This window comes from Buttiauxella noackiae, assembly GCF_000737905.1.
Lineage (GTDB): Bacteria > Pseudomonadota > Gammaproteobacteria > Enterobacterales > Enterobacteriaceae > Buttiauxella > Buttiauxella noackiae.
Genome location: NZ_JPRU01000001.1, coordinates 1,221,336 through 1,245,771 on the forward strand (window position 1 = coordinate 1,221,336; position 24,436 = coordinate 1,245,771).

Sequence of the window (24,436 nt, forward strand, 5' to 3'; positions counted from 1 at the left end):
TAGGTCGGGTAAGCGCCAGCGCCACCCGACAAAATCAGGCAATGATGAGGGTCGGAGAAAAATCATCCGGAAACGAAACCTCGCCACAACAAGCAATTAGCGTGTTGTGAACACAAAGATGAATCAGATGGCGGCCCGGTGGGCATAGCGTTTCCAGCGGCAAATTCAGCGCCGGGATTTGCCACACCGTTCCGCCCTGCTGTTTCACCACCGCTTCATGAGCAGTCCATAATTTCCAGAAAGCGGGTAGCTGGATATCTGTGGGTAAATTTTCCAGCCAGCGGTAAAGTTCCGGCGTAAAACTGTGCTGCGCCACGGCCAGATAACGCTTTCTCGGGCGCAACAGTTCTATATCACAACCCACCGCATTGTCGCCCAGCAGCACCGCGACACTCGTCGCACTATTGCTGATATTAAAATGCGGCAGCTCAGGATGCTGAGGTTTACCATTCGGCCCTGTTTCCAGCAGCGGTAGTGCTTTTTTTTCTGCCAACATCGCCAGCAGAACTCTTCCCGCAAGCCAGACAGGGCGACGGTTTCCGGCTGGTGCTGCCGCCACTAGCTCTGGCGACAGCCAGCATTTGACCAGCGCGTCATCAGATAAACGCGCCACATCGCCAAACGCCAGCCGGTAATCCATTACTGCCAACGACGTAGAACTAGCGAGGTGTTGATGCCACCGAAGGCGAAGTTATTACTCTGCACAAACTCCGTGTCGATCTTGCGCGCTTCGCCCATGATGTAATCCAGTTCGCCACACGCCTCGTCCGGCCTGGTCAAATTTAGCGTTTCGGCAAACCAGCCTTCACGCATCATTTCGATACTCATCCACGCTTCCAGCGCGCCGCAGGCACCAAGCGTATGGCCGAAGTAACTTTTCAATGAAGAGATAGGCGTATTGGCACCAAAAATTGCCGCAGTCGCGTGACTTTCAGCAATGTCACCGCGATCGGTTGCGGTGCCATGGGCGTTAATATAACCAATGTCCCGAGCCTCAAGCCCTGCCGAACGCAGGCCGCGCTCAATACAGATTTGCATGGTTTCTTTCTGCGGCTGCGTGATATGCGCGGCATCGCAGTTGGTATGAAAACCGACGATTTCAGCGTAGATCGTCGCGCCGCGCGCTAAAGCATGATCGAGATCTTCAAGGATCAACGTACCCGCACCTTCACCAATCACCAGGCCGTCGCGCTTCATATCAAACGGCGATGGCGTGGTTTGCGGCTGGTCGTTGCGCTGGCTGGTGGCAAACAGCGTATCAAACACTGCCGCTTCCGACGGGCACAATTCTTCCGCACCACCCGCTACCATCACGGTCTGGTAACCATGACGAATCGCTTCCCATGCATAACCAATCGCCTGACTACCGGAGGTGCAAGCACTGGAGGTGGGAATAACGCGTCCACGTAAGCCAAAAAACAATCCGGTATTGACCGCGGCAGTATGCGGCATCATCTGCACATAGGTCGTACCGGTAATATTGCGGGTATGTTTTTCAGTGAGCATGGTGGCAAACTCGCTCACCGGCCCGGTGCTACCGGTCGAAGATCCGTAGGCAATACCGGTTTCACCACTGGTGAGAATGGGGTCGTCGAGCAACCCTGCCTGAATTAATGCCAGCTCCGTTGCCCTTGTCGCAAGCAGAGAAACGCGCCCCATCGCCCGAATACGCTTTCGCGTGTAGTGCTCCGGCAAAGTAAAATTATCGACCGGCGCACCGAGCATGGTGTTCAGCCCATCGTAAACTTGCCACTCTGGCATATGGCGAACCGCGTTTTTACCAGACTTCAAACCCGCAGCTACATCCTGCCAGTTAGTGCCAAAAGCGGTCACGCCACCCATTCCGGTTACGACTACACGCTTAATCACAACATACCTCCGTTGATGGAGATAACCTGGCGCGTGACATAACCTGCAAGCGGTGACATTAAATAACGCGCAAGTCCTGCCACTTCTTCAGGGCTGCCCATGCGTTGCAATGGAATCATGCGCATCGCCTCACTTAGCGCCGCCTCTTCCATTTCAATCATGCCGGTATCAATCAAGCCCGGTGCGATACAGTTAACGGTGATTTTGCGTTTCGCCAGTTCAATCGCCAGCGCTTTCGTCGCACCAATAATGCCCGCTTTTGCGGCGCTATAGTTCACCTGGCCACGATTGCCCATCAGGCCGGAAACCGAAGAAAGCGTAATAATACGCCCGCCTTTGCGCAGGCCAATCATCGGCATCACGCACGGCTGGATCACGTTGTAAAAGCTGTCGAGATTGGTACGAATCACGCCGTCCCAGTCGTCATCGCTGAGCGCGGGGAATGCGCCGTCACGCGTGATCCCGGCGTTGTTGACCACGCCCCAGTACGCGCCGTGGGTTTCGATGTCCGCTTCAATAACGCTGCGGCACTGGCTGCGGTCTGAGCTATCAAACTGCATCACGCGCCCTTTTCCGCCCTGAGCCTTAATTTGCTCAAGTGTTTGTTGTGCGCCCGCTTCGTCACGATGGTAGTGCACCACCACCGCAAATCCGTCGGCGGCAAGCCCCAGGGCAATCGCCTTGCCAATCCCCTTGCTGGCTCCGGTTACTAATACCGTCTGTGTCATCTTGCTATCTCATCAAAATAATTGTTTTAATTCATTATTATCAGGCTGATATGTATTAACTCGCCCGCTCGCCAGTACGTTGCCGTCCGCGAGAATTTGTCCTTCGAAACTACCAATTTTGTCATCGCGCATCAGCAGCGTGACATGACACTCCAGTCGCGCACCTTGCGGGAAAACGCCTGCCGGGCAGCGTATACCACGCCCACCCAGCAGCATTCCGACCAGGCTTTCTTCTTCACCGTTTTTTTTCGCATGCCAGCCTGACCACACGCCGACCGTCTGGGCAATCAGTTCGATAGCAAACCAGCCCGGTAAATTGCCTTCGGCATCAAGAAAAGGTGCAAGCACACCGAGGTTGCTCACCGTTACCCGACAATGCGCACTTTCTTGTTCCACCGACACTACCGATTCGAGCAAGCACATGGGTGCTTCGTGCGGCAAGTAGTGGTGTGGGGCAAGAAAATCAGTCATGTGAAACTCCAAAAATCAGGCAAGCATTATTGCCGCCAAAAGCAAATGAGTTCGAAAGCATTATCGGTTTGAGGAATGGTTGTGGCGCGGTGAGTAGACCACAGGCCGCAAGGCTCATGTCTTGATGCGCGTCAGTGAAATCTTGCGCAGGTAGCAGTAAGTCGCGCTCTAACAGCAAATAACAGAGCACCGCTTCACAAGCACCCGCAGCGCCTAACGTATGCCCGGTAAGGTGTTTAGTGGAACTGGCCGGCACGCTTTCGCCAAAAAGTTGATTCACCACTTTGGCCTCGATTTCGTCATTCAGTCGCGTGGCAGTGCCGTGCATATTAATATAGCCAATATCGGTAGCGGCGAGTTTTGCCTCGCGCAGCGCCATCTCTATCGCACGGATTGCGCCCACACCTTCAGGATGCGGAGCCGACATATGCCAGGCATCTGACGACTCACCGACACCCAGTAAACAGACTTTCCCCGGCTCTTTCGTCAGTAAAATCAACGCACCTGCTTCACCGATAGTAATACCGTTACGCTCGGCGCTAAACGGTTTGCAACGCACGTCACTTAATGATTCCAGACTATTGAAACCGTTGATGGGCATCCGGCTAAGGGTATCTGCGCCACCCACAATCGCGGCGTCCACCATGCCCGATTCAATCAGCCGTTTGCCGGTAATTATCGCCCTGGCGCTGGAAGAACAGGCGGTTGAAATCGTCAACGCCGGGCCAAAAAGTTGTAGATAGTCGCTCAGAAAACGTGAAGGATCGCCAAGCTCTTGCTGGCCGTAATAATAAGAAGCTGGCGGAGTCCCTTCATGGCTACCGCTGACCATACGGTCACCTTCATCAAGCCCTGAAGTACTGGTTCCCAATATGACTGCCACGCGTTCGTTTCCATATCGTGCAATGGCGTCATCCACCTGCGGGCGAATTTGCGCCAGCGCTGCCAATAACAAACGGTTATTTCGGCTGTTGTACCGGGCCATTTTTGGCGCTATTTCTGGCAGTTCGCCATTAATACGTCCGACCCAACATTCGCCCTGCTGCAACCAGCCATCGGTATCTGGCCCCATACCTGGTGCCGTATTGGCCTGTAAATTTGCTGCGATTTCGTCAAGGTTGTTACCCAACGCGTTGACCATTCCGGCAGCAGATAGAGTAATCATAATTAGCTGTCCAGATGTTGAATACTGATGACATAACCGAAACGATGGTGGTGGACACTCACCGGCTGACGGCTGCCGTTACGCATCAGATAATGGATTGTCTCAATCAACTCCCCCTGGCCATCTCGTAGTTCGCGTCGGGAATCGATATCTTTTAATGTCCAGCCTTTAGGTAACTGCGGCTGCCAGGCGCTTATCGGCCAGTAGCTCAACATAATATCGGCAAGAACCTGGCTTGCTGGAGGCAATTCTGGCAACGTCATTGACTGCTCGGTTTTCACGCCCTGGCTGTCATAGGTCAGGCGGAATAAACGAATCCCTAACGGCGACAAGCCAGCCAGCATGATTTTCTGCTGATCGGCATTGAGCAATACCATCAATGATTGAGTTTTACCTTTGACTTGCGCAGTCAGCAATTGCTGTTGGGTAATTGACGGCGAAATTCCAGGTGGGGGCAATGTCACTAAAGTGCCGGCTTTTAACCAGGCCTGCGGCCTTGAGCTATCTGGTTTTGTTGTGCTGCATGCACTCAATAGTAAGGAGCCAAGTAACAATGCCAGTGTAGGTAGTATTTTCATTATTCTCTCTTTCCCTGAGTAGGTAGAGCTAAGGGGGCGGTCAGGAATGCACAGAAGATGCCGCAACTGAGCACAATGCCAAAACTTGCGATGGCCTGGGTCTGGCTAAAGACCAACATGCCTAATGTGAAGAGTGTGGTCAGCAATGCCACACTTATTGCCAGAAGCGACGTCAACGGGGTGCCGCGTGGGTTACTAAAGAACAGCGTGTAATTGATACCAATCCCGAGGACTAACACCAACGCCAGGAGCGAGAACAGGTTTAATGTATGTCCGCTGAAGGCGAGTGCTGCAAGCCCGCAACCGAGCGATAACAGTGAAGGTACAACACTTATTAGTCCGCGTTTTACACCCAGTCGCAGTACATAACTGATGGCAATCGCCACCACTGCCGCAGCCAGTAAAATGGTCAACAAGCTACGGAAATGGCTGAATAATTCGTTAAACATCACTTTTCTATCGACCCAATTTACCCCCGGCAATTTTGCCGCAATGTTGGCAAGTAACTCGCTATTGTGAATACCATTTACCGGCACCAGCGCACCACTTTTACCGTTCGGCAACGATAACCACAGCAAGCGCCAACCGCTACTGATCACGCTCTTTTGCCAAAGATCTGGGGTCACTGCCATCTGCTGTAAATTGGGTGCTGTCACCGGAACACCGCTTTCAGCGAGGCGTTTTTGCAATATGGGGGCGGCTTCGCGCAGCAGATGCAAATCAGCCTGTTGCTGCTCAAGAGAGGCTAACGGAATCAGGCGATAGCTATCGATAGCTTTGTGTTTTTTAGCCTCTGCAAGCTCAGGAGCCAACTTTTCCAACCGTTGCAGGGTTTGCTCGGCAGTGTCGCCATAAACCACGAACCATTTCTGGTCCATCCCCTGCCCGGTCAAAGCGGTAATGGCCTGCTCTTCGCGTACCAGATCCTGCGGCAATGCCTGGAAACTGGCGATATCGTCATTGATTTTTAAGGATGCAATTCCCGCGAGGCTAACCACCAGCAAGGCGAGCGGCACCCCAACGCGTACCGCCATTCTGTTCTGCCATGCGTCAAGCCAGGCAGTGAGCACCCGGCGGCACGGCACCGGTCTGACGGGCAAACCGCGCACCGCGAACGGATACCAGCAAACCACCGTCATGCAGGAGGCAATTAAACCACTGGCGGCAAAGACGGCGAGTTGGCGAATGCCGGGGAACGGTGCAAGGATCATAATCAGGTAGGCAATAGCGGTTGTCGCGAGCGCCAGCAGTAAAGCAGGAAGCACTTTTCGTAAGCTTGAGATAGGCGAGTTTTCACCGCCATGCACCATGCGTTCAGTGAGGTAATAGAGCGTGTAATCGGCCGAAACACCAACGATGCTCATGCTCATAACCAGCGTCATCAGGTGCAGTTCACCAAAGAAAAGTAGTGTGATAGCGGTGCCTGCCAGTGCTCCGATAGCAACCGATGTAGCACACAGCAGTAAAGGTCGCACCGAACGAAACACCGCAAGCACCAGTAGCAACACGCCAATCACCGTCGCCAGGCCAAGCGTTGAAACATCATGCTTTGCCTGCTGACTTGCATAATCACTGTAGAAAAGCGTGCCACGCGACATCACTTCAGCCTGCGGGAAGTGCTGTTTCAGGTTTTGCTGCAAGGCTTGCAGTTGCTCAACCGCTACGCGCCCCTGCTGCATATCAAACGATGAACCTTTCAGTTCACCGTACAGCAAATACCAGTAACGCCCCTGTTTATCACGTGCCACCAGCCAGCCGTTCATCAACCGCATTTGACTGGCCGTTTGTTGCAGCGCCAGTTGTGATCCACGCACCAGCATCAGCGGATCGTTTGTCAGCTCTTTACCACTAACGCCAGAAAACGCCGAGTAGAGTTGCGACAATACCCACTGTGCCTGAGCTTCGCCGCCATTTTGCAAACGACTGCGCGTCTGGTTATCAACCAGGCCGTTGCGATGATCGAAGTAAAACTTCCCCCACTCCTGCTGGCCCTTTGCATCCATCGGCCCCTGCACACCCTCCAGGAAAGGCTGCTGTTGCAGTTGCGTTTGCCACCATTGTGCGGCAGATGGATCGGGTTGATTACCGGGGCTGACCATCCACATCATTTGCCTATCGAGACGTTGCAGAAAACCGTTCTCGATTTGTGGTGGGATGTTACCGAGGCTGCTGGCGGGCAGCAGCGACAGCACACTGCTGTCGAGGCGCGCCTTTGGCAACAAAGTTGCGAGCAACACCACCAGCAGAGCGACTATCGCAAACCAGCCCCATGCGAGACGACGATGCATATTAGAAAGCGAAGCGCTGCTGCTCTTCATGAGTCAACTTTGGTGGATTTGGTCGGTGGTCGCTAAAGGTGATTTCGGTAAAATCGCCCTGCAAATCATTCAGCGCAATGCGGTTAAGGTACTTATCGCCTTCCAGTGTAATCGTGCTAAACAGCTTATCGAGTGGCGTGGTAGTCGGCGTTAATACCAGTTGCCATTTGCCATTGCCATGGTCGGTAAAGGCGCTGGAAAAGTTTTCATCGAGTACTTTACGGTCGGCCTGGAATAGAGCGCGTAGCAAATGATTGAACTGGAACATTTGCGGGTTGCTATCCGCGGTAATGATTTGCGGGGCCTGACTGCCCATTACCTGCACCATATGGCTATCATCAAGCACCAGCGTCATCGGGAATGGGTGCTGTTGCTGCCACCACAAACCTTTGCTTTTAGCGATCAATACTTCACCGCTGGAATGCAACGGTTGCGCCATCCCACTAATCTGGCGGTCTTGCTGGAATTTAGCCCGCACCACCGGCTGCGATGCAAAGCTGCGTTGCACGTCATCGAGGGTGATTGCGTTTGCCATAAAGCTGATACACAGCAAGGCCATTAAAATAATCTTATTCATGACTCAAGCCCATGCGTTCAAAAAGTATCTGAGGAGAGACGAAACAAAGTTCTCCGCTTGTTGCCTCAACGGCAACCTGGATGGTGTAACCCGATGTGGTGCGTTTGCCACTTTGGGCATCCACAATTTCATAGCCGATTTTCAGGCGGTTTTCATACTCAACTACCGTGGCTCGCACCAGAATCTGCTGTTCAAATTTCACCGTATCACGGTATTTAACTCGCGTGTCGACCACTGGCCAGACATAACCAGACTCACTCATGGCACGATAGCCATAATCAAATTGGTTGAGCAATGCTTCGCGCGCCACCTCAAAGTAGCGGAAATAGTTGCCGTGCCACACAACCCCCATCGCATCGACATCATGGAACGGGACTTTGATGCTGACCTCCACAGTAAAACGTGGGTCATTTAACATCCGGACTCCTTTTCTGGTGGTAATTGCCAGAAATCATAAAAATTAAACCAATCGAGCGGCGAACGCAGTGCATAACACTCCAGACGGCGCGCGTAATTATCAATATATTCTTGTAGTGCTTGCTGCCTGGTTGCACGTGGCAACACCAATGGATCGGCAAAATTCTCAGCGTGGATGCGCAATTTTCCCTGTTCTCGCAAAACCATCATCAGAATGACCGGGCATCGTAATGCGGCGGCAAGAATAAACGGCCCTTGCGGGAAAGGAGCCCGGTTGCCCATAAACGGGCTCCAGCATACGCGCCGCTCGCCGCCACGTTGCGTATTAACGGCAACCCGATCACCGACAATCGCTACCCACTCTCCGGCATCGAGTTTTTCTTGCAAAAGCATGGCAGTTTCCGGGCCAATATGGCTAACCGGCAACAAATTCACACCGGCCTGTGGAGCAATTTCTTCAATAATCTGACGAAAGCGCTGGGCATGGTCGGTAAAGACAAGCGCATTAATCACAAGCCCTGCCTCAACCTGAGCCAGCGCGCGGCTCGCTTCGATATCACCCAGATGTGCGGCGAGGATTAATTTTCCTTGCCCGGTCTGCGGTTGTAAAACTTCACGGCTGCCGGGGGCAAATTCAATATCCCTACCCCAGAGAATATCGCCGCGCCAGGCGGCAATTTTATTCAGCATTGCATCGCCAAAGCGTAAGAAATGGCGATAGCTGTTTAACCCCGCAGGCAGCATTACGCCCAGACATTGCGCCTGTTGGCAAACCTGAGCTAACCACTGCTGTGATGCCTTACGCTGTGCACCACCCGTAAGCCACATCCAGGCCACCACCGGATAAAGCAACGCGTTAAATGCACGACGCCCTAAGCGCTGGTAGATATTGAGCATTAAGCGCATTCCCGCCAGCCCTTTGCGCTCGGGCACCTGCGCCCAGTGCGCGCTTTGGCGACGGCGAGTAAGCAATGCCGGAATGCGCGGCAGCATGCCGAAGAACAGTCGTGTGTGCATCCAGGAGATGCGCAGATTGTCGCGCAATGCATCAAAGTGCGACAGGCCATCGACCGGGTAAATCACGCGCGTGCGTAAAAATCGGCTGTCGGTTCCCGCCCAATATAAACGCACCATAATTTCGGTATCGAAATCCATGCCTTTACCTGGGGAATGTCTGGCAATAACCGCAAGTGTCGCCACCAGCGGATAAACGCGGAACCCACACATGCTGTCTTTTAACGACAGTGAGAGAGTTTCAATCCACACCCAAACATGCGTGACATAGCGCCCGTAAAGACGCGATTTTGGAACTGAATCATCGTAATCCGGCATTCCAGAAATGAGGCAACCAGGATGCGTGCGCGCTTCATCTAAAAAACGTGGCACATCTTCAATACAGTGCTGCCCGTCAGCATCAAGTTGGATAGCATGGGTAAACCCTGCCTGTGACGCCGCTTTAAGGCCGGTAATGACTGCCTCACCTTTTCCCCGATTGGTTTCCAAATGGATAAGGGTGACTCCGGTTAATTGAGCCAGCTCCTGCTTTGTTGCAGCATCGCTACCGTCATCAACAATAATGACCGGCAGAGCAAAAGGTTGCAGACGTTTCAGCACGCCCGCCATTGTCGCGCCGTGGTTATAACATGGGATCACCACACAAGGGCGAAAAGCGGTGGCCGTTATGGACATAGCTTAATTTTCCCACTGCTGGCAGCAACCCTACCCTCTTCGTTTACCAGGGTATAAGTGAAACTCAGGATATTGCGCGTGGCATCCCATTGCAGATTCAGCTCAAGTTCACTTCCCGGCACAATCGGGCGTTGGAATTTAACGCTATCAATCGAACAAAAGCGCATTCCCGGTGCAAGTATGGCTCCGTAAACCATGACCCAATCGAGCTGCGCCACGCCGGGTAATAATGGTTGAGTGGGAAAATGGCCAGCAAACCAGCCTACCGTCGCTGGAACAGCTAAACGTAGGCACAGTTTTCCTGCTTCGGGTTGCGAGCGCTGTAACTCAACGGGTTTCATTAAATAACTCCTGTAATTGCACCCATGAACGCTTGCCCTGGCTATTGTGCGGAATAAGCTCGACGACACGCCAGTAACGCGGGATGGCTATTGGTTCAAGCCAGGCGCGGAGCGCTTCACGCCAGAGTTGTTTGTTAGCCGTTTGTTCACAAGCAACCACCACCGCCCCCAGCGCAATTCGGTTACCGCGCGTAATGGGAACGACTGCTGCATCCTCAATACCGGGTAGCGCCAGTAATCGGCGTTCAATTTCACTTAGCGAAATGCGCTTTTCTTCAATTTTTACGATGCGATCGCGGCGACCTAATAAACGAAAACTCCCCTGCGGGCTAAATTCAAGAATATCGTCCAACTGCACGCAACGGCGATGAATCAATGCTGACTCAACCTGCCAGCCATCACCCTGCGGGGTAAAACGCACTTCCGGGAAAGGCCGCCATTCGGGCGAGATTTGCGAATGTTGCCGCCACGCCAGCACACCGGTTTCAGTGGTGCCATAAATTTCTGATACCGGTGTTTTAAGCCACGCCCGGGCATTTTGTGCGGTATCGTCATCGAGTTTCCCGGCGGCGGAAATCACGCGTTTAAAAGTTGGAGCTACAAGGTTCGCATCGAGGCGCTTTAAAAAAGCCGGGCTGCTGATAAACAATAAAGGATGGGTCGAATGCGCCACCAGTTGCTCAGGGAAGTGAATCATTACAGCATCACTGGCAAGACCAAGCGCCATCGGCAGCATCACACGGAAGGTAAAACCATAGAGATGCTGGTGCGATACCGAGCCCAGCACGCGGCAATCGCGTATCTGTTCGCCCCACAATGCCGCAAGCCAGGCAATCTCTTCATCCAGCGCTTGTAGCGTTTTGAAGATTTGCGCCGGTTCACCGGTAGAACCTGAGGTAAATAGCACCACGCCAGCATCGGCAGAAATCGGTTCGAAGGATTGAACTGCCGTATACGCCAGGGTTTGCGGGTTAATCACCGGGCAACTGAGGTTGAGCGGCGCATCGCTAATGACGCCGCAAAAATGCATTTGCTGCTCTTGAAGCTGGGCTTCCCGACAATGCCCGGGGATCACAGGGATTTTACCCGCATGCAGTGTCGCCAAAAGCGCAGCAATAAAGGCATAGCTGTTATCAAGACAAAGCGCCCAGCGATCACCCGGCTGTGTTTTTAGCCAGCCATAAATACGCTGAACATCATTGATTAAATCGGCCTGCGTCCAAAGCTGCGGCCCTTCAAATGCCACAACATGTTGCGGATGGCGGCCGCTTAGCCATAGCTTTAGAGGTAAAGGATTATTCATAGCGACGTTTCACCCGCTGCCTCACCAACCATTCACCGGTAAATAACGCGCCCATTAATAGGTAACTCACCATCCCATTCCACAACGTCCACCAGTGGATGTTACCCGCAAGACAGGTCAATAGCGCCATGCTGCCATTGAGGATAAAGAAAATGCACCACACTTGCGTTACTCGGCGGGTATATCGCACGCCCGCAGGTGGCAGATCCCCTTCACGCCAGCGAGCCAGTCGTTCAATCAAAGACTGCTTACTCCAAAGCGAAGCGCCAAATAGTGCCAGCATCACCATATTGACCACCACCGGATACCACAGCAAAAGCTGCGCTTCACGCATCCAGATACTGGCAAGTGATAACACCGCCCCCGCAATAGCCAGCCCTTTGAACGCGCGGCTCAAAGCACCCGTTTTGCCACGCAATGCGCACAAGCGCAGCACAAAGCACAACGCCAGAACAGGCAGTAAAATGTGTAATTTTGGATATGAAAGGGCTAACCAGACGGCAAAGGGCCAACCGATTACGGCTAGCCCTCCGACAATACTCAGCGCACGTTTTGCCAGCACGCTTTTAAGACCCGCTTTGCAGACGCTCAACCGCGTCTACGACATCCTGTACGGTACGAACCGTTTTAAAATCTTCCGGTTTGATTTTTTTACCGGTGCGTTTTTGCAGATGCACAACCATATCTACCGCATCGATACTATCGAGATCCAAATCTTCGTAAAGACGAGATTGCGGGGTGATTTGCTCAGGAGAGAGTTCAAATAACTTAACCAGTAACCCGGTGACTTCCTGATAAATATCTTCTTTATTCATAGCGTACTCGTGGTTTCAATCAGGCGCTGTGCGCAGGGTTTTGACTGTTAATAAATGCGGCCAGATTCGCGACCGAGTAAAAATGTTCAAGCATCGTTTCGTTTTCTGCGGATAGCACCACACCATAACGCTTTTTAACCGCCAGACCCAATTCCAGAGCATCAATGGAATCAAGGCCAAGGCCGTCATTACCAAATAAGGCAGCCTCACTTTCAATCTCATCGACACTTATCTCTTCGAGATTCAGTGTGTCGATAATGAGTTGTTTAATATCGGTCTCTAAGGATTCCATATAATTATCCGAGTCTTATAGCCCACTGGTACAGGGCTTTTAACGAACATCAGGAACAAGCTCCTGACATAAATATTGGCTAAGGCGGCGCGCCGCAATCGTAGGAGCATCGTCTTGATTTGCCATAAAGCTTTGGCTTGCGATCCGCTGTTTAACACTCACGGTGATCATCGGTTTGCGCTGAGGAATCTGGTACCAACGGCTGTATTTGTCCAGATAACGCTGGTCACAGTGGATATGCACCAGACGCAGCTCGCACCCACAACGCACCGCTATATTCGCAGCACCTCGCTGGATAACCAGCGGTTCGCCCGGGCGTGTACGCGTCCCTTCCGGGAAAATCAGTATCGCCTCCCCTGCCGCAATGCGTTTCTGGCTTTCAGGGAGTAATGTTTCGCCCTGACTGTTAACCAGATAGTCCGCGGCTTTAATCACCCCGCGAAAACAGGGATTGTTCACAAGGCTTGCTTTAACCAGGCAACCAATATGGGGTGCCCGTGAAGCGATAAACACGTAATCCAGTAGCGTCGGATGGTTGGCGACAATCAAACATCCCCGATCCCCTGCCAACTCTTCGCAATTTTCAAAGCGATAATCAAAGACGCCAAGGAGGCGCCCGATGCGTAAAAATAGCCGGAAGCTGGCGGCGATGCTACGACGGGCAATCTCACGGCGCTTGCCACTATCGCGAACAAACAGTAACAGCAAGTTAAACCACACCAGAGATAACGCCAGGCCACCGCTACCAAATAGAATGAACAACCAACCGGTCATCAGCACGCGCCAGCACCATTCAAAGCGTCCCCACATTAATGACGACTCCAACACCAGCAGAGGCGTTCACCAATAAGGGTAAATGTTGGCTCGCCACTGAGCCAGCCGTGCAAAAATGCCAGCCCCTGCGGCAAACCACGTGCACCAGGAGTTTGGTTCGGTGTTGTTTCACACTGAATCTGCGAGCCAGCCTCAAGCAACACAGCCACTGCAAATGGCAGGCTGACCACCTCATCAGGAAGATGAGAGTGGTAAAACTCAGGTATCAACCCATCGAAATCTACCAGCATCACGCGTTGATACCCGGAATGATGCAGCGCTGCCACTTCGATTAATGCCTGCGAAAAGCTGTCAAATCCTGCGGAAACAGAGGACGAAACCAATGCTTGTTGGGCCGCAATCGTGGTATTGCCTACCGCAGAATTGTGGACCGACATTGCAAAATCTGTTGGTGAAAGACTTTCCCGGTCTGCTAATGCAGTTAAAATCCGAAAATTTCGTTCCAGCTCACCATGGCGGCTGGCAAAAACCAGAGCATCAACATTTTGTCGCGACAAAATAGCCAGGGCACAATCAACAGCAAGGCGGCTACCTGACGCCAGACGGCGTGCGGTCATCATAGGCAAATGGCGGCTTTTAGTAAGCGGAGAAGAAACATCAATAATAGCTGCGGTTTTTCCCCATGCCTGCCAGGCGTCATGTTCAGATAAACCTGGAGCACTGGCCTGCCAGTCGACAATGTTAAACGCTAACTTCATGCTCTGTACCATCACTCATCTGCAACATCACGTCAGATATATATCTTCGGATTTATGCCGACTATAAAATAAGTCTTAAATTTACGGAGTTTTTCTCAAGCCGCTTATATTTTGTGCGTAAGTAACTCATCAACGGCGGGGAATAGTATCAAAATGACTGGGAAATAAATATTCATACATCGATTCCAACGGCCTGCTAATCACAGGCCGCTGATTTTAACGGTATGTGACTTCCAGAACGGCCAGTTGGTGTTGCGCATCTATGTAGCGCATTTTGGTAGAAAACGGGGCATCGCCACTCGCCGTATAATTATTCAGCTTATTGAGTGCAATCGTCTGAACAACTGGCTTCCCGTTTTGTGTGCAGGAGAATTTAACCGATTGTTCCTGATGCGATAAAAGACAACCATCTTCAACTATTGCCCCCTGAAAATGAATCACACCACCACTGGCATGAGCATTAAGTAAAGGGAAGACAAGAACTAAAATAGGCAAAAGCATTGAACGTCTCAAGCTTACTGTTTTCACGCTACGGACTCCTCAACTGAAGTGGTATGAGGGTTATCGGCACAAAACGGGGAACGCTACAGTTAAACCTGGTATACAGAAGAAATAAAATCCACATCTTCGCAGCATTAATTAAACATATTACTGTTAAACGCTACCCGGAGATGCCCACTGTTTTTCAAGATGAATATCTTTTCCGTCCGTCACGGTAACCATAATCGTCACACGATCGCCCGGAGAAAGCTCAAGGCTCATTCGCGATAATTTGGTAGGTTCATTACCTTTGATAAAAACACGTTGACTCTGGCTGCTGTTACTCTGGCCTGCGGTCCCTGAACTTTGGGCGGTAAGTTTGACCATGCATTGGCAATCCTGGGTTAAGGTTGCCACTGGCTCAATTATGTAGGTATTCCCCTGCTGCCGGGTGTCAAAAGTAAGCTGATTACCGAGAGCCGCAAGTAATAATAAGGTATGCATTTTTCGTCCTCCCGATTAAAAAAGAAAAACAGGGCAACAATGGCCCTGTTTTTATATAGTGCATAACTTCAATTAATGCTGTTGAAGATTTGCCTGGTTGCCATAACCAGCTTGCGTCAATTCAACTGAAGAGGCAGCGGCTGTTTGGTTAACAACTGCGCCGTTTCTGACACCATATTGGCTAACATCAATGGTAGAGCCTTTAGCTTCCCATTGATCGATAGTTGCATTGTTGCCATAACCTTTTTGCAGCAGGTCAATAGTTGCGTTATCCGCACCCTGGCCTACATCTGCACCATTCGAAGAACCTAATTGTTTAATGTCAACGGTAGATTTACGAGCATCAGCCTGTAGTGCAGTTACGTTGTTATTTGCACCATGTTGATACACTTTCATTGTTGATTCTGGGTCGCTATTGTTGCCATTACCATTTCCAGGCCAGCCAAATTGAAGATCTGAAGCCATTGCACTACTTGAAACCACCACTGCTGCGATTGCTGCGATTTTGAAAAAGTTCATGGTGAAACCCCCATTGTATTGAGAATGTTAGTCCAAATAGTCATGTATTAACGTTGAATAACGCGTACCGCCATTTGAGACTGTTTCTGTACAACAATTGCTGATTTTTGCGTGCCCTGTTGAATAATGCTGGCCTTATTAGCAGCGCCTTGCTGGATAATAATTGCGGCATTACCCGACGATTGTTGCTGAATATCTGCATCATTGCCGTAGCCTGATTGCGAAACATAAGCAACGTTATAACTCCCTGATTGATCGACGTTCGCACGGTTACCAGATCCTGCCTGATTAACAACCGCCAACTGCCGGGTTCCATTTTGATCAACACTGGCATTATTATGATTGCCATATTGACCGACTATTGCTGCCTGATTAAATGAAGCTTTGCTTAATTCATTTGTAGCAAAGTTATATTCCGATTTTGCGAGGTCAGGACTATTCGCAAATACGTAACCAGGCGTACCCAGCAATGCAAACATCAGAAATAACGATCTGTTTTTCATGTTGTCACCCTGGACCTGGGTGCAGCCGTTGAAATAATCATCTCAATTTAAGCTGCTGGTTATTTTGTTAACGCTTGCAATGAGAAGTTACTGCTGCGTTACGGAAATGAGTATGTCCGTCGACACATTTAAAATATCTCACCCGCATGTTGTATTTTTATATTTCACCTCATTACAAAGTATGAGTGGAATAAAAAAAACCAAATACAACAATGGGTTCAAAATGGATCATTTTAATTAGTGTAATTTTTTTAATTCCATCAGATTAATCATGGCTGGACTTGCCGTTTGGTTGGGACTAGATGACTGGCAATCAGCAATTTTTAGTACGACCCTGTCACGAAGATGAGTTTTCTTAAGAAATCTGATAACGGTAGATGTAACGTTAACTATTTACATATGTTAAGTTAAAAAACATATAAATTAAAAATACAATAAACATTTAAAATCAACAATTTATGTGAATTTGTATGATTTTTAAAATTATGCAAATTATAATATTTGTACAACTTTAGTGCTAAATCTAAATAGTAAAAATCCATCACTGCAACATTTCAATATCTACAGTTACATTCTGTAACAGCTTTAACACTTGCTTTAAGATTAGTAACCGCTAGATTGAAATCAGCAGTAACATTTTGTTTAACACATAAAGTCAGGTCGTAACTTAGCGATATTTGACAGTGTTATATTAATTTCAAACACAGCAGTGCAGCACCTATCAGTACTTCTGGTGAATTAACTTTCTGTTAATTCAGCTGATTGATGCGCAAACTCGGATGGAGTTTCATCATGTTTAATGAAGTCCGTACAATGAATAGCCAGGGGTTAAGTGCTCAAAGTTTATTATTGATCACAAAACCCTCGCTACAAGCTACTGCGTTATTACAGCATTTAAAGTCCTCTCTCTCTATAAATGGGAAACTTCATAATATTCAACGATCTCTTGAGGATGTCGCTGGAAATGTTGTGGTGCTTTTCGATATGGTCGAGGCCGATAAAAAGCTGATTAACTATTGGCAAGATAATTTAAGTCGTAAACATAACAGCATTAAGTTGTTGTTATTAAACACTCCTGAAGAGTATCAATTCCGTGACATAGAAAACTGGCCACATATTAACGGTGTGTTTTATATGTCTGAGGAAGAACCGCGTGTGGTGGAAGGTATCCGTGGTGTAATGGAGGGAGAATGCTACTTCTCACAAAAATTAGCCAGCTATCTTATTAATCACTCAGGTAATTATCGTTTCAATAATGTCGAGTCGTCCCTTCTGACTCACCGTGAAAAGGAAATACTTAATAAATTGCGTATTGGCGCCTCGAATATCGAAATCGCTCAGTCGTTATTTATAAGTGAAAACACGGTAAAAACGCATCTCTATAATTTGTTCAAAAAAATATCCGTAAAAAACCGCACTCAGGCGGTTTCCTGGGCAAATGATAACCTCAGGCGATAAAGCGATGAAATTACATACTGCTTTAATGCTGGCGTCCATCTTAGTCTGCGCCTCCGGGGGGGTACGCGCTGTTGAGGTGGAAGTCCCCGGTTTATTAACGGATCACACCGTTTCCTCTGTTGGGCACGAGTTCTATCGTGCCTTTAGTGACAGGTGGGAAAGCAGTTTTACCGGAAATTTAACGATAAATGAGCGACCCAGTGCCCGTTGGGGAAGCTGGATAACCATTACGGTCGATCAGGATGTCATTTTTCAGGCTTTTTTATTCCCCTCAAAACGTGACTTTGACCGTAATGTCAATTTCGCATTGGCTCAAACCGAACAAGCGATTAATCGCCGGCAAATTGACAAGACATTGTTGAGCACCGGTGATTTAACCAGCGATGAATTTTAGGAGGCTGTCATGCGTGCCACTCATGCAGTTCTATCTTTGCTGCTTATTTCTCCCCTTTCATGGGGGGGAAATATGACGTTCCAGTTCACTAACCCAAACTTTGGTGGGAACCCCAATAACGGGTCTTTTTTACTTAACTCTGCTCAAGCGCAAAACTCGTATAAAGACCCGAGTTTTGACGATAACTTTGGTATCGAAACGCCATCTGCACTGGATAACTTCACTCAGGCAATCCAGTCGCAAATTCTCGGTGGTTTGTTAACCAATATTAATACCGGTAAACCAGGGCGAATGGTAACCAATGATTATATTGTCGATATTGCTAACTCTGACGGGCAGCTGCAATTAAATGTGACTGACCGTAAAACAGGGAAAACTTCGACTATTCAGGTTTCTGGCTTACAGAGTTCATCTACTGATTTCTAGTGGATCTTAAATAATCAAAAAGTATTTAAGGATAAACATCATGCAGCGTTTATTTCTTATCGTAGCGGTGTGTTTATTGAGTGGCTGTTTAACCGCGCCACCTAAAGAAGCTGCGAAACCTACACTCATGCCTCGGGCACAAAGTTATCGTGATTTAACCCATTTACCGGAATCGAAAGGTAAGTTGTTTGTCTCGGTTTATAATATTCAGGATGAAACAGGGCAATTTAAACCTTACCCTGCAAGTAACTTCTCAACCGCGGTACCACAGAGTGCAACCTCTATGTTGGTTACTGCTTTAAAAGATTCACGCTGGTTTGTTCCATTGGAACGTCAGGGCCTGCAAAACCTGTTAAACGAACGTAAGATCATTCGCGCAGCGCAGGAAAATGGCACCGTTGCAGAGAACAACCGTAGACCACTAGATTCTCTAATAGCGGCAAACGTGATGGTTGAAGGTTCAATTATCGGTTATGAAAGCAACGTGAAATCGGGCGGTGTTGGCGCACGCTACTTTGGTATCGGTGGCGAGACACAATATCAGCTTGATCAAATAGCAGTGAACTTACGTGTAGTAAATGTGAGTACCGGTGAAGTATTGTCATCGGTCAATACCAGCAAAACAATTTTGTCTTATGAAGTGCAGGCCGGGGTATTCCGTTTCGTGGATTATCAACGATTACTGGAAGGTGAAATCGGCTACACCACCAATGAACCTGTCATGATGTGTCTGATGTCAGCAATAGAAACAGGGGTTATTTATCTGGTTAATGATGGTATTAATCGCGGCTTGTGGGATTTACAAAATCCGAAAGATATTAACAATCCGATACTGGCTAAATACAGAGAGATGTCCGTCCCTCCTGAATCTTGATAATCAACAGATAATAAAAAACCAGCCTCGGCTGGTTTTTTTATTTATTTGGCAATCATTTGAGTTTCAGACTTCGTTTTCCGTGCTGCAAGCCACAGTCCACTATTTTTCATCGCAAAACCAAATACAAGGCCTAGCAATAAAGAAGGCACTACAATCCGCCATTCACCGTGGTTTGCAAAGGTCGCGCAAGCACCAATAAATGTGCCCGGTACAAACGAGAGCAACATATGCCTGGCCTGAATACACATAAGGAATGCCACAACGCCCGTAACCATGTAGCCCAAAATCTCCAGGTGAGGTGCTATCGCACTACCGTGAATGATGACCTGAGCCCATAATACGCCGCTGCAGAGTGTGCATGCAGAAATGAAAAGACCTTTGATACCACTTTGTGGACACGCAAAATATGCGGTGCAACCAAGAAAGCCTGCCCAACTGATTAAGCCAAGACTCACCGCAACCCAACCCCAGAGGCCAGAGAGAATACCGGTGGTCAATGCAAGAGAGATAAGTATGTTCATAGCGGCACATCATAGCAGAGCCTTATCGTTCGACCACGATCTGCCGCACATTTTTTGTAAACCTAAAATAAAAGTTGCAGTTTATTTGTGATTTAAATCACATTACTCGTCGTCGGATTCTTCCAGTTCATCGCGCATTGCCTGAATGGCTTCGCGGCTGATTAACGCCAGTGTGCGGTAGAACGGTGTTGTAGAATGCGCTTCGACTTTGCCAAGGAAGGTGCCAGCCCAAGGCATCAGATAGTCGTCAAACAAGCGAACTTGCGCCTCAAACTCATCTTCCTGTGACTGATCTTCAAGCCAGGAGGCAGCCAGCAACAAAGTACCAAAATGATCGGCAGGGGTTTCGGCAAGCGGCATACCACGTTGTTTTAGAAACTCACGCACATCGCCCTCATTACTGCCTGCTTCCCATACTGAACGATAAGGCGGCACGCTACACTCTTCACCAACAAATAGCGCATTGTAATCAGCAGCCAGTTGTTGAGGATCGCAGCTGTGTTGCAGACGAGTCAGCAACTCATCTTGTTCCAGCGGCCAGTGCTCTGCCAGCTTGCCTTCACGGATCATCGTCAACAAGGGAACCAGAAGCGGATCCTGAGGCTGACGATAATAAAGTGATCCTAAAATACGGCAAATAATTGAAAACTCATTCATGCTAACGATCCATTTAGTAGAGATTTAACAAATAGAAATTAAAGTGTGGCGAACTCTTCGATTGGCGTCATACCGCGAGCTTCGAGGAAACCAAGCATACGGGCGACTGAAACATTCAGAATACGATCTTCCGGGAACTCAACTTCGTCAAGAATTTTGCGGCACTCATCAAAATCCCCGAGAGTAAAAGCGGTGTGGGAATCTGAACCCAACGATAACCAGCCACCGGCGTCACGCACTGCGGCAGCAATCGCTCGGCAGTTCGGGCTGCTGCCCTTACGTGAATGAGTAAATGAGGAGTTATTAAGCTCCAGCGCGACATTATATTTTGCTGCCGCTTGCGCTATTGCGGGGATATCGACCGGGAATTTGGGGTTGCCTGGGTGGCTAATAATGTGGACATTGCCACTCGCCATTGCGGCAATCATCGCTTCGGTATGAGTAGCACTATCCTGAGGCGGGAAAACAGGTTCGTGGAAACCGGCAATAATCAGATCCAGCGAGTCCAACATCGGCCCGGTGCAGTCAATTTCACCCGCAGTATTTTTTATATTGGATTCGATACCACGCAAAATACCGACACCATCGACCATTCGTGGCCAGATGCGCATATTCACAAAGTGCCAGTAATGAGGCGCGTCAGCCATGTCCGGGCCGTGATCGGTGATGGCAAACAACTTGATACCTTTGCTTTTAGCAATCGCAATGTAGTCATGAAGGGTGCTATAGGCGTGGGTGCTGGCGACGGTGTGCATATGCAGGTCAACGGGATACATGGCTCTCTCCTTTTATGTCTTTCTCGCAAGGATAGCAGTTATCACCGTGGTTTTTTAGCCCGGCTCAAGCCGGGCTGTGCACTAATAACCGTGATGCAAAGAAACCTGGCCACTCGGCGACTCACCGTTTTCAATCTGGCGAATCGTTTTGGCAATATATTCCATTGCCTCCTGAGGACGGGTGACGGCTGCCAGATGAGGTGTTATGGCAATACGCGGGTGTTTCCACAGCGGGCTTTCCACAGGAAGCGGCTCTTTGGCGAAAACATCGAGCATGGCCCCTTTCACTTTTCCGCTCTCAAGAGCGGCGAGCAAATCACTTTCAACCAGATGCACGCCACGCGCCAGGTTCATAACGAAAGCCTCATCCGCAAGTTGATTGAGCAACTGGCTGTTAATAATGCCTACAGTTTGCGGAGTATTCGGTAGCAGGTTAATCAATACACGAGTGCCTTTGAGGAAGTCACCCAGTTGTTCAGTGCCCGCAAAACTCGTTACGCCAGGATACTCTTTTTTGCTGCGGCTCCAGCAACGCACCGGGAAACCCCAGGCCGCCAGGCTTTCTGCCACTTTCCCACCCAGTACACCCGCGCCAAGCAGGCCGATAGTAAAGTCTTCACGGCGATAATCATCCAGCGGCTGCCATTTTGACTGCTGTTTTAATGCCTGATAATCATCAAACCTACGGAACCAGTGCAATACCTGACTCACCGCGTATTCCTGCATCTGCAGCGCCATACCCGTATCTTCCAGGCGAAATAGCGGTACACCTGCTGGCAGCATATCCGGATGCGCCTGAAGCTTACTTAGGATAGAGTCCACACCCGCTCCCAATGCAAACACCCCTTTCAGCGTCTCGCGTCCACTGAGCATTTCTACCGGGGGATGCCACACCAGGGCGTAATCCGCAGGCTGGGTGTCACCCGGATGCCATTGGCGAACCGTGGCACCAGGAAGTTGCTGCTGCATGCCCTCCAGCCAAAGTTGCGTATTAAATGTTGGGTGATGAAAAATAATGTCCATGCTTTCTCCATTTATTCTTAGGCTTACGCGCAGCCTTAAACAATACATGAGATGAATGTAATAAAAAATCAGCGTGTAATGCTGTTTTAAGAAGCAGGTTGCTTGAAGTTTGGCTTAACGCACCAGATTTACTTAAAAGTGAATTGACGCAGGCTGCTCTTTTCCCTACATTAGCGCCCGTCCCAGATGTCAGGGGACAACAAAACGGTGAGGTGTCCGAGTGGCTGAAGGAGCACGCCTGGAAAGTGTGTATACGGCAACGTATCGAGGGTTCGAACCCCTCTCTCACCGCCATATTCCAGAAGAAAGTCTGAATTCACATTCAGACTTTTTTTTCGCCTGTAATTCGTGGAGAGAGGGTGAGAACCCTCGACCCGAGGTTCGACAAATGCTTTAGCATTTGGACGTCAGGGGCGCTTGCGACCATGACGCCCGCAGGGTGAGCGCAGCGAATCAGCCCCTCTCTCACCGCCATATTTCAAGAGAAAGTCTGAATTCACGTTCAGACTTTTTTTTCGCCTGTAATTCGTGGAGAGAGGGTGAGAACCCTCGATCCGAGGTTCGACAAATGCTAAAGCATTTGGACGTCAGGGGCGCTTGCGACCATGACGCCCGCAGGGTGAGCGCAGCGAATCAGCCCCTCTCTCACCGCCACATTCCAAGAGAAAGTCTGAATTCACATTCAGACTTTTTTTTCGCCTGTAATTTGCCACCAAGAATACATTGGGTAGATGAAGCGAACTTAAAGTTCAACCATCGCTCACACCTTGACCAAACGGTATAGAAACAGAAGATTAAACTTGACCGAATGCGGCCTACTCCCTATAGTAGCGCCCCGTTGCCCCATGATGTTGGCAACAGATTCAAAACGGTGAGGTGTCCGAGTGGCTGAAGGAGCACGCCTGGAAAGTGTGTATACGGCAACGTATCGAGGGTTCGAACCCCTCTCTCACCGCCATATTCCAGAAGAAAGTCTGAATTCACATTCAGACTTTTTTTTCGCCTGTAATTCGTGGAGAGAGGGTGAGAACCCTCGACCCGAGGTTCGACAAATGCTTTAGCATTTGGACGTCAGGGGCGCTTGCGACCATGACGCCCGCAGGGTGAGCGCAGCGAATCAGCCCCTCTCTCACCGCCACATTCCAAGAGAAAGTCTGAATTCACGTTCAGACTTTTTTTTCGCCCGTAATTCGTGGAGAGAGGGTGAGAACCCTCGACCCGAGGTTCGACAAATGCTTTAGCATTTGGACGTCAGGGGCGCTTGCGACCATGACGCCCGCAGGGTGAGCGCAGCGAGTCAGCCCCTCTCTCACCGCCACATTCCAAAAAAAAGTCTGAATTCACATTCAGACTTTTTTTCGCCCATCTTTTGTCATTTCCTGTCGTAAAGACAAAAAGGGCAACGGTTCTCTCCGTTGCCCAGTCGATAAGCCCTTTCAAAGATCTTTAAACGTTCCCAGACGGTAGCCATGTTCTGCTATCGCATATTTTAGCGAAGCGGAGGTCAGCACATCCAGTTCGGCAAGACGCGGATAGCAATACTTGCTCGCAAGAATGGTGTTATCAATGAATGATGGGTGACACATAATTTCCAGTGATTTTTCACCACGCGACATTGCGCGATCCAGGGTATTCAGGAAAAGCGTTTCTGAGATTGCATCGCCATAAAACCCGCTGTCAAAACCCTCTGGTGTTTTAACGCCCTGACACTCTAAACCTTGTGGCGCGGCAGCATCGTAATCAAAACGAATTGCGACACCTTTTTCTTTAGCGAACGCTTCAACAATTGGGTAAATTTGCGCGATCATATGAACATGGTGATGGCTATCGATATGTGTTGGCATACGGCCAAATAACTCGATAAATCTCGCAAACTGGCATTCAAGTTCATGCTCAATTTCTGCAAGCGGCAGCGTGTCTTCTTCCGCTCGCTGCCAGATCCATTTGCCCAACTCGCCCTTTTCATCAACCAGGCCCGGCATGGCAGAAAGTGGCCGGCCTAATGTCAGTACAAAGTGCATCCCAACAGCCAGACCAGGATGTTTTGCACTGAGTGCAACAGCATGTTCAATACCTGCGGCGTTAACCATCGCGGTGGTAGACGTCACTACACCGTGGGTGAATGCGTCAATAATTCCGTAATTTTGTGCCTTACACAGCCCAAAATCGTCCGCGTTAACAATTAATAACTTATCCATTGTCG

30 protein-coding genes, 2 tRNA genes and 3 other RNA genes are annotated in these 24,436 nt (G+C 49.6%); 9 read left to right on the top strand and 26 right to left on the bottom strand.

Annotated elements, in window-relative coordinates:
• Positions 1-34: 34 nt before the first annotated feature.
• The 21 genes from IX31_RS22045 to csgB all read right to left on the bottom strand — a co-directional run bounded on the left by IX31_RS22045 (position 35) and on the right by csgB (position 16,101).
• On the bottom strand, positions 35-640 hold the full coding sequence (locus tag IX31_RS22045) for a 4'-phosphopantetheinyl transferase superfamily protein (RefSeq protein ID WP_051880558.1): 606 nt from the start codon (positions 638-640) through the stop codon (positions 35-37).
• Positions 640-1,869, bottom strand: a complete 1,230-nt coding sequence (locus tag IX31_RS05610; RefSeq protein ID WP_034456230.1) for a beta-ketoacyl-ACP synthase — start codon at positions 1,867-1,869, stop codon at positions 640-642. The genes IX31_RS22045 and IX31_RS05610 overlap by 1 nt, the downstream gene beginning before the upstream one ends.
• Positions 1,866-2,597, bottom strand: coding sequence for a 3-ketoacyl-ACP reductase FabG2 (locus IX31_RS05615; protein WP_034456231.1), 732 nt, complete (start codon positions 2,595-2,597; stop codon positions 1,866-1,868). Before IX31_RS05615 ends, IX31_RS05610 begins: the two co-directional genes overlap by 4 nt.
• 12 nt (positions 2,598-2,609) lie before the next feature.
• On the bottom strand, positions 2,610-3,068 hold the full coding sequence (locus IX31_RS05620) for a hotdog family protein (protein ID WP_034456232.1): 459 nt from the start codon (positions 3,066-3,068) through the stop codon (positions 2,610-2,612).
• A complete protein-coding gene (locus tag IX31_RS05625; protein WP_034456233.1) occupies positions 3,061-4,233 on the bottom strand; it encodes a beta-ketoacyl-[acyl-carrier-protein] synthase family protein in 1,173 nt (390 codons plus the stop codon). The genes IX31_RS05620 and IX31_RS05625 overlap by 8 nt, the downstream gene beginning before the upstream one ends.
• Positions 4,234-4,235: 2 nt before the next feature.
• Positions 4,236-4,811, bottom strand: a complete 576-nt coding sequence (locus IX31_RS05630) for a DUF3261 domain-containing protein (RefSeq protein WP_034456234.1) — start codon at positions 4,809-4,811, stop codon at positions 4,236-4,238.
• Positions 4,811-7,129: an MMPL family transporter gene (locus IX31_RS05635; RefSeq protein WP_034456236.1), complete on the bottom strand. Its 2,319-nt coding sequence runs from the start codon at positions 7,127-7,129 to the stop codon at positions 4,811-4,813. Before IX31_RS05635 ends, IX31_RS05630 begins: the two co-directional genes overlap by 1 nt.
• A complete protein-coding gene (locus tag IX31_RS05640; RefSeq protein WP_034456238.1) occupies positions 7,101-7,706 on the bottom strand; it encodes an outer membrane lipoprotein carrier protein LolA in 606 nt (201 codons plus the stop codon). The genes IX31_RS05635 and IX31_RS05640 overlap by 29 nt, the downstream gene beginning before the upstream one ends.
• On the bottom strand, positions 7,699-8,124 hold the full coding sequence (locus IX31_RS05645) for an acyl-CoA thioesterase (protein WP_034456239.1): 426 nt from the start codon (positions 8,122-8,124) through the stop codon (positions 7,699-7,701). Before IX31_RS05645 ends, IX31_RS05640 begins: the two co-directional genes overlap by 8 nt.
• A complete protein-coding gene (locus IX31_RS05650) occupies positions 8,118-9,812 on the bottom strand; it encodes a glycosyltransferase family 2 protein (RefSeq protein ID WP_034456240.1) in 1,695 nt (564 codons plus the stop codon). Before IX31_RS05650 ends, IX31_RS05645 begins: the two co-directional genes overlap by 7 nt.
• On the bottom strand, positions 9,803-10,153 hold the full coding sequence (locus tag IX31_RS05655; protein WP_034456243.1) for a 3-hydroxyacyl-ACP dehydratase FabZ family protein: 351 nt from the start codon (positions 10,151-10,153) through the stop codon (positions 9,803-9,805). Before IX31_RS05655 ends, IX31_RS05650 begins: the two co-directional genes overlap by 10 nt.
• Positions 10,140-11,456, bottom strand: a complete 1,317-nt coding sequence (locus tag IX31_RS05660) for an AMP-binding protein (protein WP_034456244.1) — start codon at positions 11,454-11,456, stop codon at positions 10,140-10,142. The genes IX31_RS05655 and IX31_RS05660 overlap by 14 nt, the downstream gene beginning before the upstream one ends.
• The gene (locus IX31_RS05665; RefSeq protein WP_241767165.1) at positions 11,449-12,048 is read right to left on the bottom strand and encodes a COG4648 family protein; all 600 of its coding nucleotides are present in this window, start codon (positions 12,046-12,048) and stop codon (positions 11,449-11,451) included. Before IX31_RS05665 ends, IX31_RS05660 begins: the two co-directional genes overlap by 8 nt.
• Positions 12,023-12,271 (bottom strand): acyl carrier protein, encoded by a 249-nt coding sequence (locus IX31_RS05670; protein ID WP_034456245.1) that lies wholly within the window; start codon positions 12,269-12,271, stop codon positions 12,023-12,025. The genes IX31_RS05665 and IX31_RS05670 overlap by 26 nt, the downstream gene beginning before the upstream one ends.
• Before the next feature lie 19 nt (positions 12,272-12,290).
• Positions 12,291-12,563 (bottom strand): phosphopantetheine-binding protein, encoded by a 273-nt coding sequence (locus tag IX31_RS05675; RefSeq protein WP_034456246.1) that lies wholly within the window; start codon positions 12,561-12,563, stop codon positions 12,291-12,293.
• 39 nt (positions 12,564-12,602) lie between these two features.
• Positions 12,603-13,373, bottom strand: coding sequence for a lysophospholipid acyltransferase family protein (locus tag IX31_RS05680; RefSeq protein ID WP_034456247.1), 771 nt, complete (start codon positions 13,371-13,373; stop codon positions 12,603-12,605).
• Positions 13,373-14,095, bottom strand: coding sequence for a beta-ketoacyl synthase chain length factor (locus tag IX31_RS05685; RefSeq protein ID WP_034456248.1), 723 nt, complete (start codon positions 14,093-14,095; stop codon positions 13,373-13,375). Before IX31_RS05685 ends, IX31_RS05680 begins: the two co-directional genes overlap by 1 nt.
• A 216-nt stretch (positions 14,096-14,311) precedes the next feature.
• A complete protein-coding gene (locus IX31_RS05690) occupies positions 14,312-14,623 on the bottom strand; it encodes a hypothetical protein (protein WP_241767166.1) in 312 nt (103 codons plus the stop codon).
• A 126-nt stretch (positions 14,624-14,749) separates the two neighbouring features.
• Positions 14,750-15,079: a curli assembly chaperone CsgC gene (csgC, locus tag IX31_RS05695; RefSeq protein ID WP_034456250.1), complete on the bottom strand. Its 330-nt coding sequence runs from the start codon at positions 15,077-15,079 to the stop codon at positions 14,750-14,752.
• 72 nt (positions 15,080-15,151) lie between these two features.
• Positions 15,152-15,598 (bottom strand): curli major subunit CsgA, encoded by a 447-nt coding sequence (gene csgA / locus IX31_RS05700; RefSeq protein ID WP_034456251.1) that lies wholly within the window; start codon positions 15,596-15,598, stop codon positions 15,152-15,154.
• A gap of 47 nt (positions 15,599-15,645) precedes the next feature.
• Complete coding sequence (gene csgB, locus IX31_RS05705) at positions 15,646-16,101, bottom strand: curli minor subunit CsgB (protein ID WP_034456252.1); 456 nt, start codon at positions 16,099-16,101, stop codon at positions 15,646-15,648.
• Between the two features lie 792 nt (positions 16,102-16,893).
• Here csgB and csgD point away from each other — a divergent pair.
• Genes csgD through csgG form a run of 4 tightly spaced genes read left to right on the top strand, consistent with a single transcriptional unit; the run spans position 16,894 to position 19,253 of the window.
• The gene (gene csgD / locus IX31_RS05710) at positions 16,894-17,559 is read left to right on the top strand and encodes a biofilm master transcriptional regulator CsgD (RefSeq protein WP_034456253.1); all 666 of its coding nucleotides are present in this window, start codon (positions 16,894-16,896) and stop codon (positions 17,557-17,559) included.
• A gap of 4 nt (positions 17,560-17,563) precedes the next feature.
• Positions 17,564-17,953 carry a curli production assembly/transport protein CsgE gene (gene csgE, locus IX31_RS05715; RefSeq protein WP_034457184.1) on the top strand — a complete coding sequence of 130 codons (390 nt, stop codon included), beginning with the start codon at positions 17,564-17,566 and terminating at the stop codon, positions 17,951-17,953.
• 9 nt (positions 17,954-17,962) lie between these two features.
• Positions 17,963-18,379: a curli production assembly/transport protein CsgF gene (gene csgF / locus IX31_RS05720; protein WP_034456254.1), complete on the top strand. Its 417-nt coding sequence runs from the start codon at positions 17,963-17,965 to the stop codon at positions 18,377-18,379.
• Positions 18,380-18,419: 40 nt separating this feature from the next.
• Positions 18,420-19,253, top strand: coding sequence for a curli production assembly/transport protein CsgG (csgG, locus tag IX31_RS05725; protein WP_034456255.1), 834 nt, complete (start codon positions 18,420-18,422; stop codon positions 19,251-19,253).
• A 44-nt stretch (positions 19,254-19,297) separates the two neighbouring features.
• On the opposite strand, the gene IX31_RS05730 is transcribed toward csgG, so the two are convergent.
• The 4 genes from IX31_RS05730 to ghrA all read right to left on the bottom strand — a co-directional run bounded on the left by IX31_RS05730 (position 19,298) and on the right by ghrA (position 22,233).
• Complete coding sequence (locus tag IX31_RS05730; protein WP_034456256.1) at positions 19,298-19,777, bottom strand: DUF1097 domain-containing protein; 480 nt, start codon at positions 19,775-19,777, stop codon at positions 19,298-19,300.
• Positions 19,778-19,879: 102 nt separating this feature from the next.
• Positions 19,880-20,434, bottom strand: a complete 555-nt coding sequence (locus tag IX31_RS05735) for a TorD/DmsD family molecular chaperone (RefSeq protein ID WP_034456258.1) — start codon at positions 20,432-20,434, stop codon at positions 19,880-19,882.
• 38 nt (positions 20,435-20,472) lie between these two features.
• A complete protein-coding gene (locus IX31_RS05740; RefSeq protein ID WP_034456259.1) occupies positions 20,473-21,210 on the bottom strand; it encodes a phosphatase in 738 nt (245 codons plus the stop codon).
• Positions 21,211-21,291: 81 nt separating this feature from the next.
• Positions 21,292-22,233 carry a glyoxylate/hydroxypyruvate reductase GhrA gene (ghrA, locus tag IX31_RS05745; protein WP_034456260.1) on the bottom strand — a complete coding sequence of 314 codons (942 nt, stop codon included), beginning with the start codon at positions 22,231-22,233 and terminating at the stop codon, positions 21,292-21,294.
• Between the two features lie 206 nt (positions 22,234-22,439).
• On the opposite strand from ghrA, the gene IX31_RS05750 reads away from it, so the two are divergent.
• The 5 genes from IX31_RS05750 (at position 22,440) to IX31_RS23770 (ending at position 23,551) form a co-directional block, all read left to right on the top strand.
• Positions 22,440-22,527: transfer RNA gene (locus IX31_RS05750), tRNA-Ser, on the top strand.
• Positions 22,528-22,572: 45 nt separating this feature from the next.
• Positions 22,573-22,707, top strand: a non-coding RNA gene (locus IX31_RS22235) — RtT sRNA.
• Positions 22,708-23,103: 396 nt separating this feature from the next.
• Positions 23,104-23,191 (top strand) — tRNA-Ser (locus IX31_RS05755).
• A gap of 45 nt (positions 23,192-23,236) precedes the next feature.
• A non-coding RNA gene (locus IX31_RS22240) (RtT sRNA) lies at positions 23,237-23,371 on the top strand.
• Between the two features lie 45 nt (positions 23,372-23,416).
• Positions 23,417-23,551: non-coding RNA, RtT sRNA (locus IX31_RS23770), on the top strand.
• Positions 23,552-23,669: 118 nt separating this feature from the next.
• On the opposite strand, the gene chbG is transcribed toward IX31_RS23770, so the two are convergent.
• A complete protein-coding gene (gene chbG / locus IX31_RS05760; RefSeq protein ID WP_034456261.1) occupies positions 23,670-24,431 on the bottom strand; it encodes a chitin disaccharide deacetylase in 762 nt (253 codons plus the stop codon).
• Between the last annotated feature and the right edge of the window lie 5 nt (positions 24,432-24,436).

Bases quoted from the DNA above. Each gene is read 5' to 3' on its own strand.
- csgF (WP_034456254.1), top strand. From the start codon at position 17,963: ATGCGTGCCACTCATGCAGTTCTATCTTTGCTGCTTATTTCTCCCCTT.
- chbG (WP_034456261.1), bottom strand. From the start codon at position 24,431: ATGGATAAGTTATTAATTGTTAACGCGGACGATTTTGGGCTGTGTAAG.
- csgG (WP_034456255.1), top strand. From the start codon at position 18,420: ATGCAGCGTTTATTTCTTATCGTAGCGGTGTGTTTATTGAGTGGCTGT.
- IX31_RS05675 (WP_034456246.1), bottom strand. From the start codon at position 12,563: ATGGAATCCTTAGAGACCGATATTAAACAACTCATTATCGACACACTG.
- csgD (WP_034456253.1), top strand. From the start codon at position 16,894: ATGTTTAATGAAGTCCGTACAATGAATAGCCAGGGGTTAAGTGCTCAA.
- IX31_RS05630 (WP_034456234.1), bottom strand. From the start codon at position 4,811: ATGAAAATACTACCTACACTGGCATTGTTACTTGGCTCCTTACTATTG.
- csgB (WP_034456252.1), bottom strand. From the start codon at position 16,101: ATGAAAAACAGATCGTTATTTCTGATGTTTGCATTGCTGGGTACGCCT.
- ghrA (WP_034456260.1), bottom strand. From the start codon at position 22,233: ATGGACATTATTTTTCATCACCCAACATTTAATACGCAACTTTGGCTG.
- IX31_RS05740 (WP_034456259.1), bottom strand. From the start codon at position 21,210: ATGTATCCCGTTGACCTGCATATGCACACCGTCGCCAGCACCCACGCC.
- IX31_RS05625 (WP_034456233.1), bottom strand. From the start codon at position 4,233: ATGATTACTCTATCTGCTGCCGGAATGGTCAACGCGTTGGGTAACAAC.
- IX31_RS05685 (WP_034456248.1), bottom strand. From the start codon at position 14,095: ATGAAGTTAGCGTTTAACATTGTCGACTGGCAGGCCAGTGCTCCAGGT.
- IX31_RS05730 (WP_034456256.1), bottom strand. From the start codon at position 19,777: ATGAACATACTTATCTCTCTTGCATTGACCACCGGTATTCTCTCTGGC.
- IX31_RS05615 (WP_034456231.1), bottom strand. From the start codon at position 2,597: ATGACACAGACGGTATTAGTAACCGGAGCCAGCAAGGGGATTGGCAAG.
- IX31_RS05620 (WP_034456232.1), bottom strand. From the start codon at position 3,068: ATGACTGATTTTCTTGCCCCACACCACTACTTGCCGCACGAAGCACCC.
- csgE (WP_034457184.1), top strand. From the start codon at position 17,564: ATGAAATTACATACTGCTTTAATGCTGGCGTCCATCTTAGTCTGCGCC.
- IX31_RS05640 (WP_034456238.1), bottom strand. From the start codon at position 7,706: ATGAATAAGATTATTTTAATGGCCTTGCTGTGTATCAGCTTTATGGCA.
- IX31_RS05735 (WP_034456258.1), bottom strand. From the start codon at position 20,434: ATGAATGAGTTTTCAATTATTTGCCGTATTTTAGGATCACTTTATTAT.
- IX31_RS05670 (WP_034456245.1), bottom strand. From the start codon at position 12,271: ATGAATAAAGAAGATATTTATCAGGAAGTCACCGGGTTACTGGTTAAG.
- IX31_RS05650 (WP_034456240.1), bottom strand. From the start codon at position 9,812: ATGTCCATAACGGCCACCGCTTTTCGCCCTTGTGTGGTGATCCCATGT.
- csgC (WP_034456250.1), bottom strand. From the start codon at position 15,079: ATGCATACCTTATTATTACTTGCGGCTCTCGGTAATCAGCTTACTTTT.
- IX31_RS05680 (WP_034456247.1), bottom strand. From the start codon at position 13,373: ATGTGGGGACGCTTTGAATGGTGCTGGCGCGTGCTGATGACCGGTTGG.
- IX31_RS05635 (WP_034456236.1), bottom strand. From the start codon at position 7,129: ATGAAGAGCAGCAGCGCTTCGCTTTCTAATATGCATCGTCGTCTCGCA.
- csgA (WP_034456251.1), bottom strand. From the start codon at position 15,598: ATGAACTTTTTCAAAATCGCAGCAATCGCAGCAGTGGTGGTTTCAAGT.
- IX31_RS05660 (WP_034456244.1), bottom strand. From the start codon at position 11,456: ATGAATAATCCTTTACCTCTAAAGCTATGGCTAAGCGGCCGCCATCCG.
- IX31_RS05645 (WP_034456239.1), bottom strand. From the start codon at position 8,124: ATGTTAAATGACCCACGTTTTACTGTGGAGGTCAGCATCAAAGTCCCG.
- IX31_RS05655 (WP_034456243.1), bottom strand. From the start codon at position 10,153: ATGAAACCCGTTGAGTTACAGCGCTCGCAACCCGAAGCAGGAAAACTG.
- IX31_RS22045 (WP_051880558.1), bottom strand. From the start codon at position 640: ATGGATTACCGGCTGGCGTTTGGCGATGTGGCGCGTTTATCTGATGAC.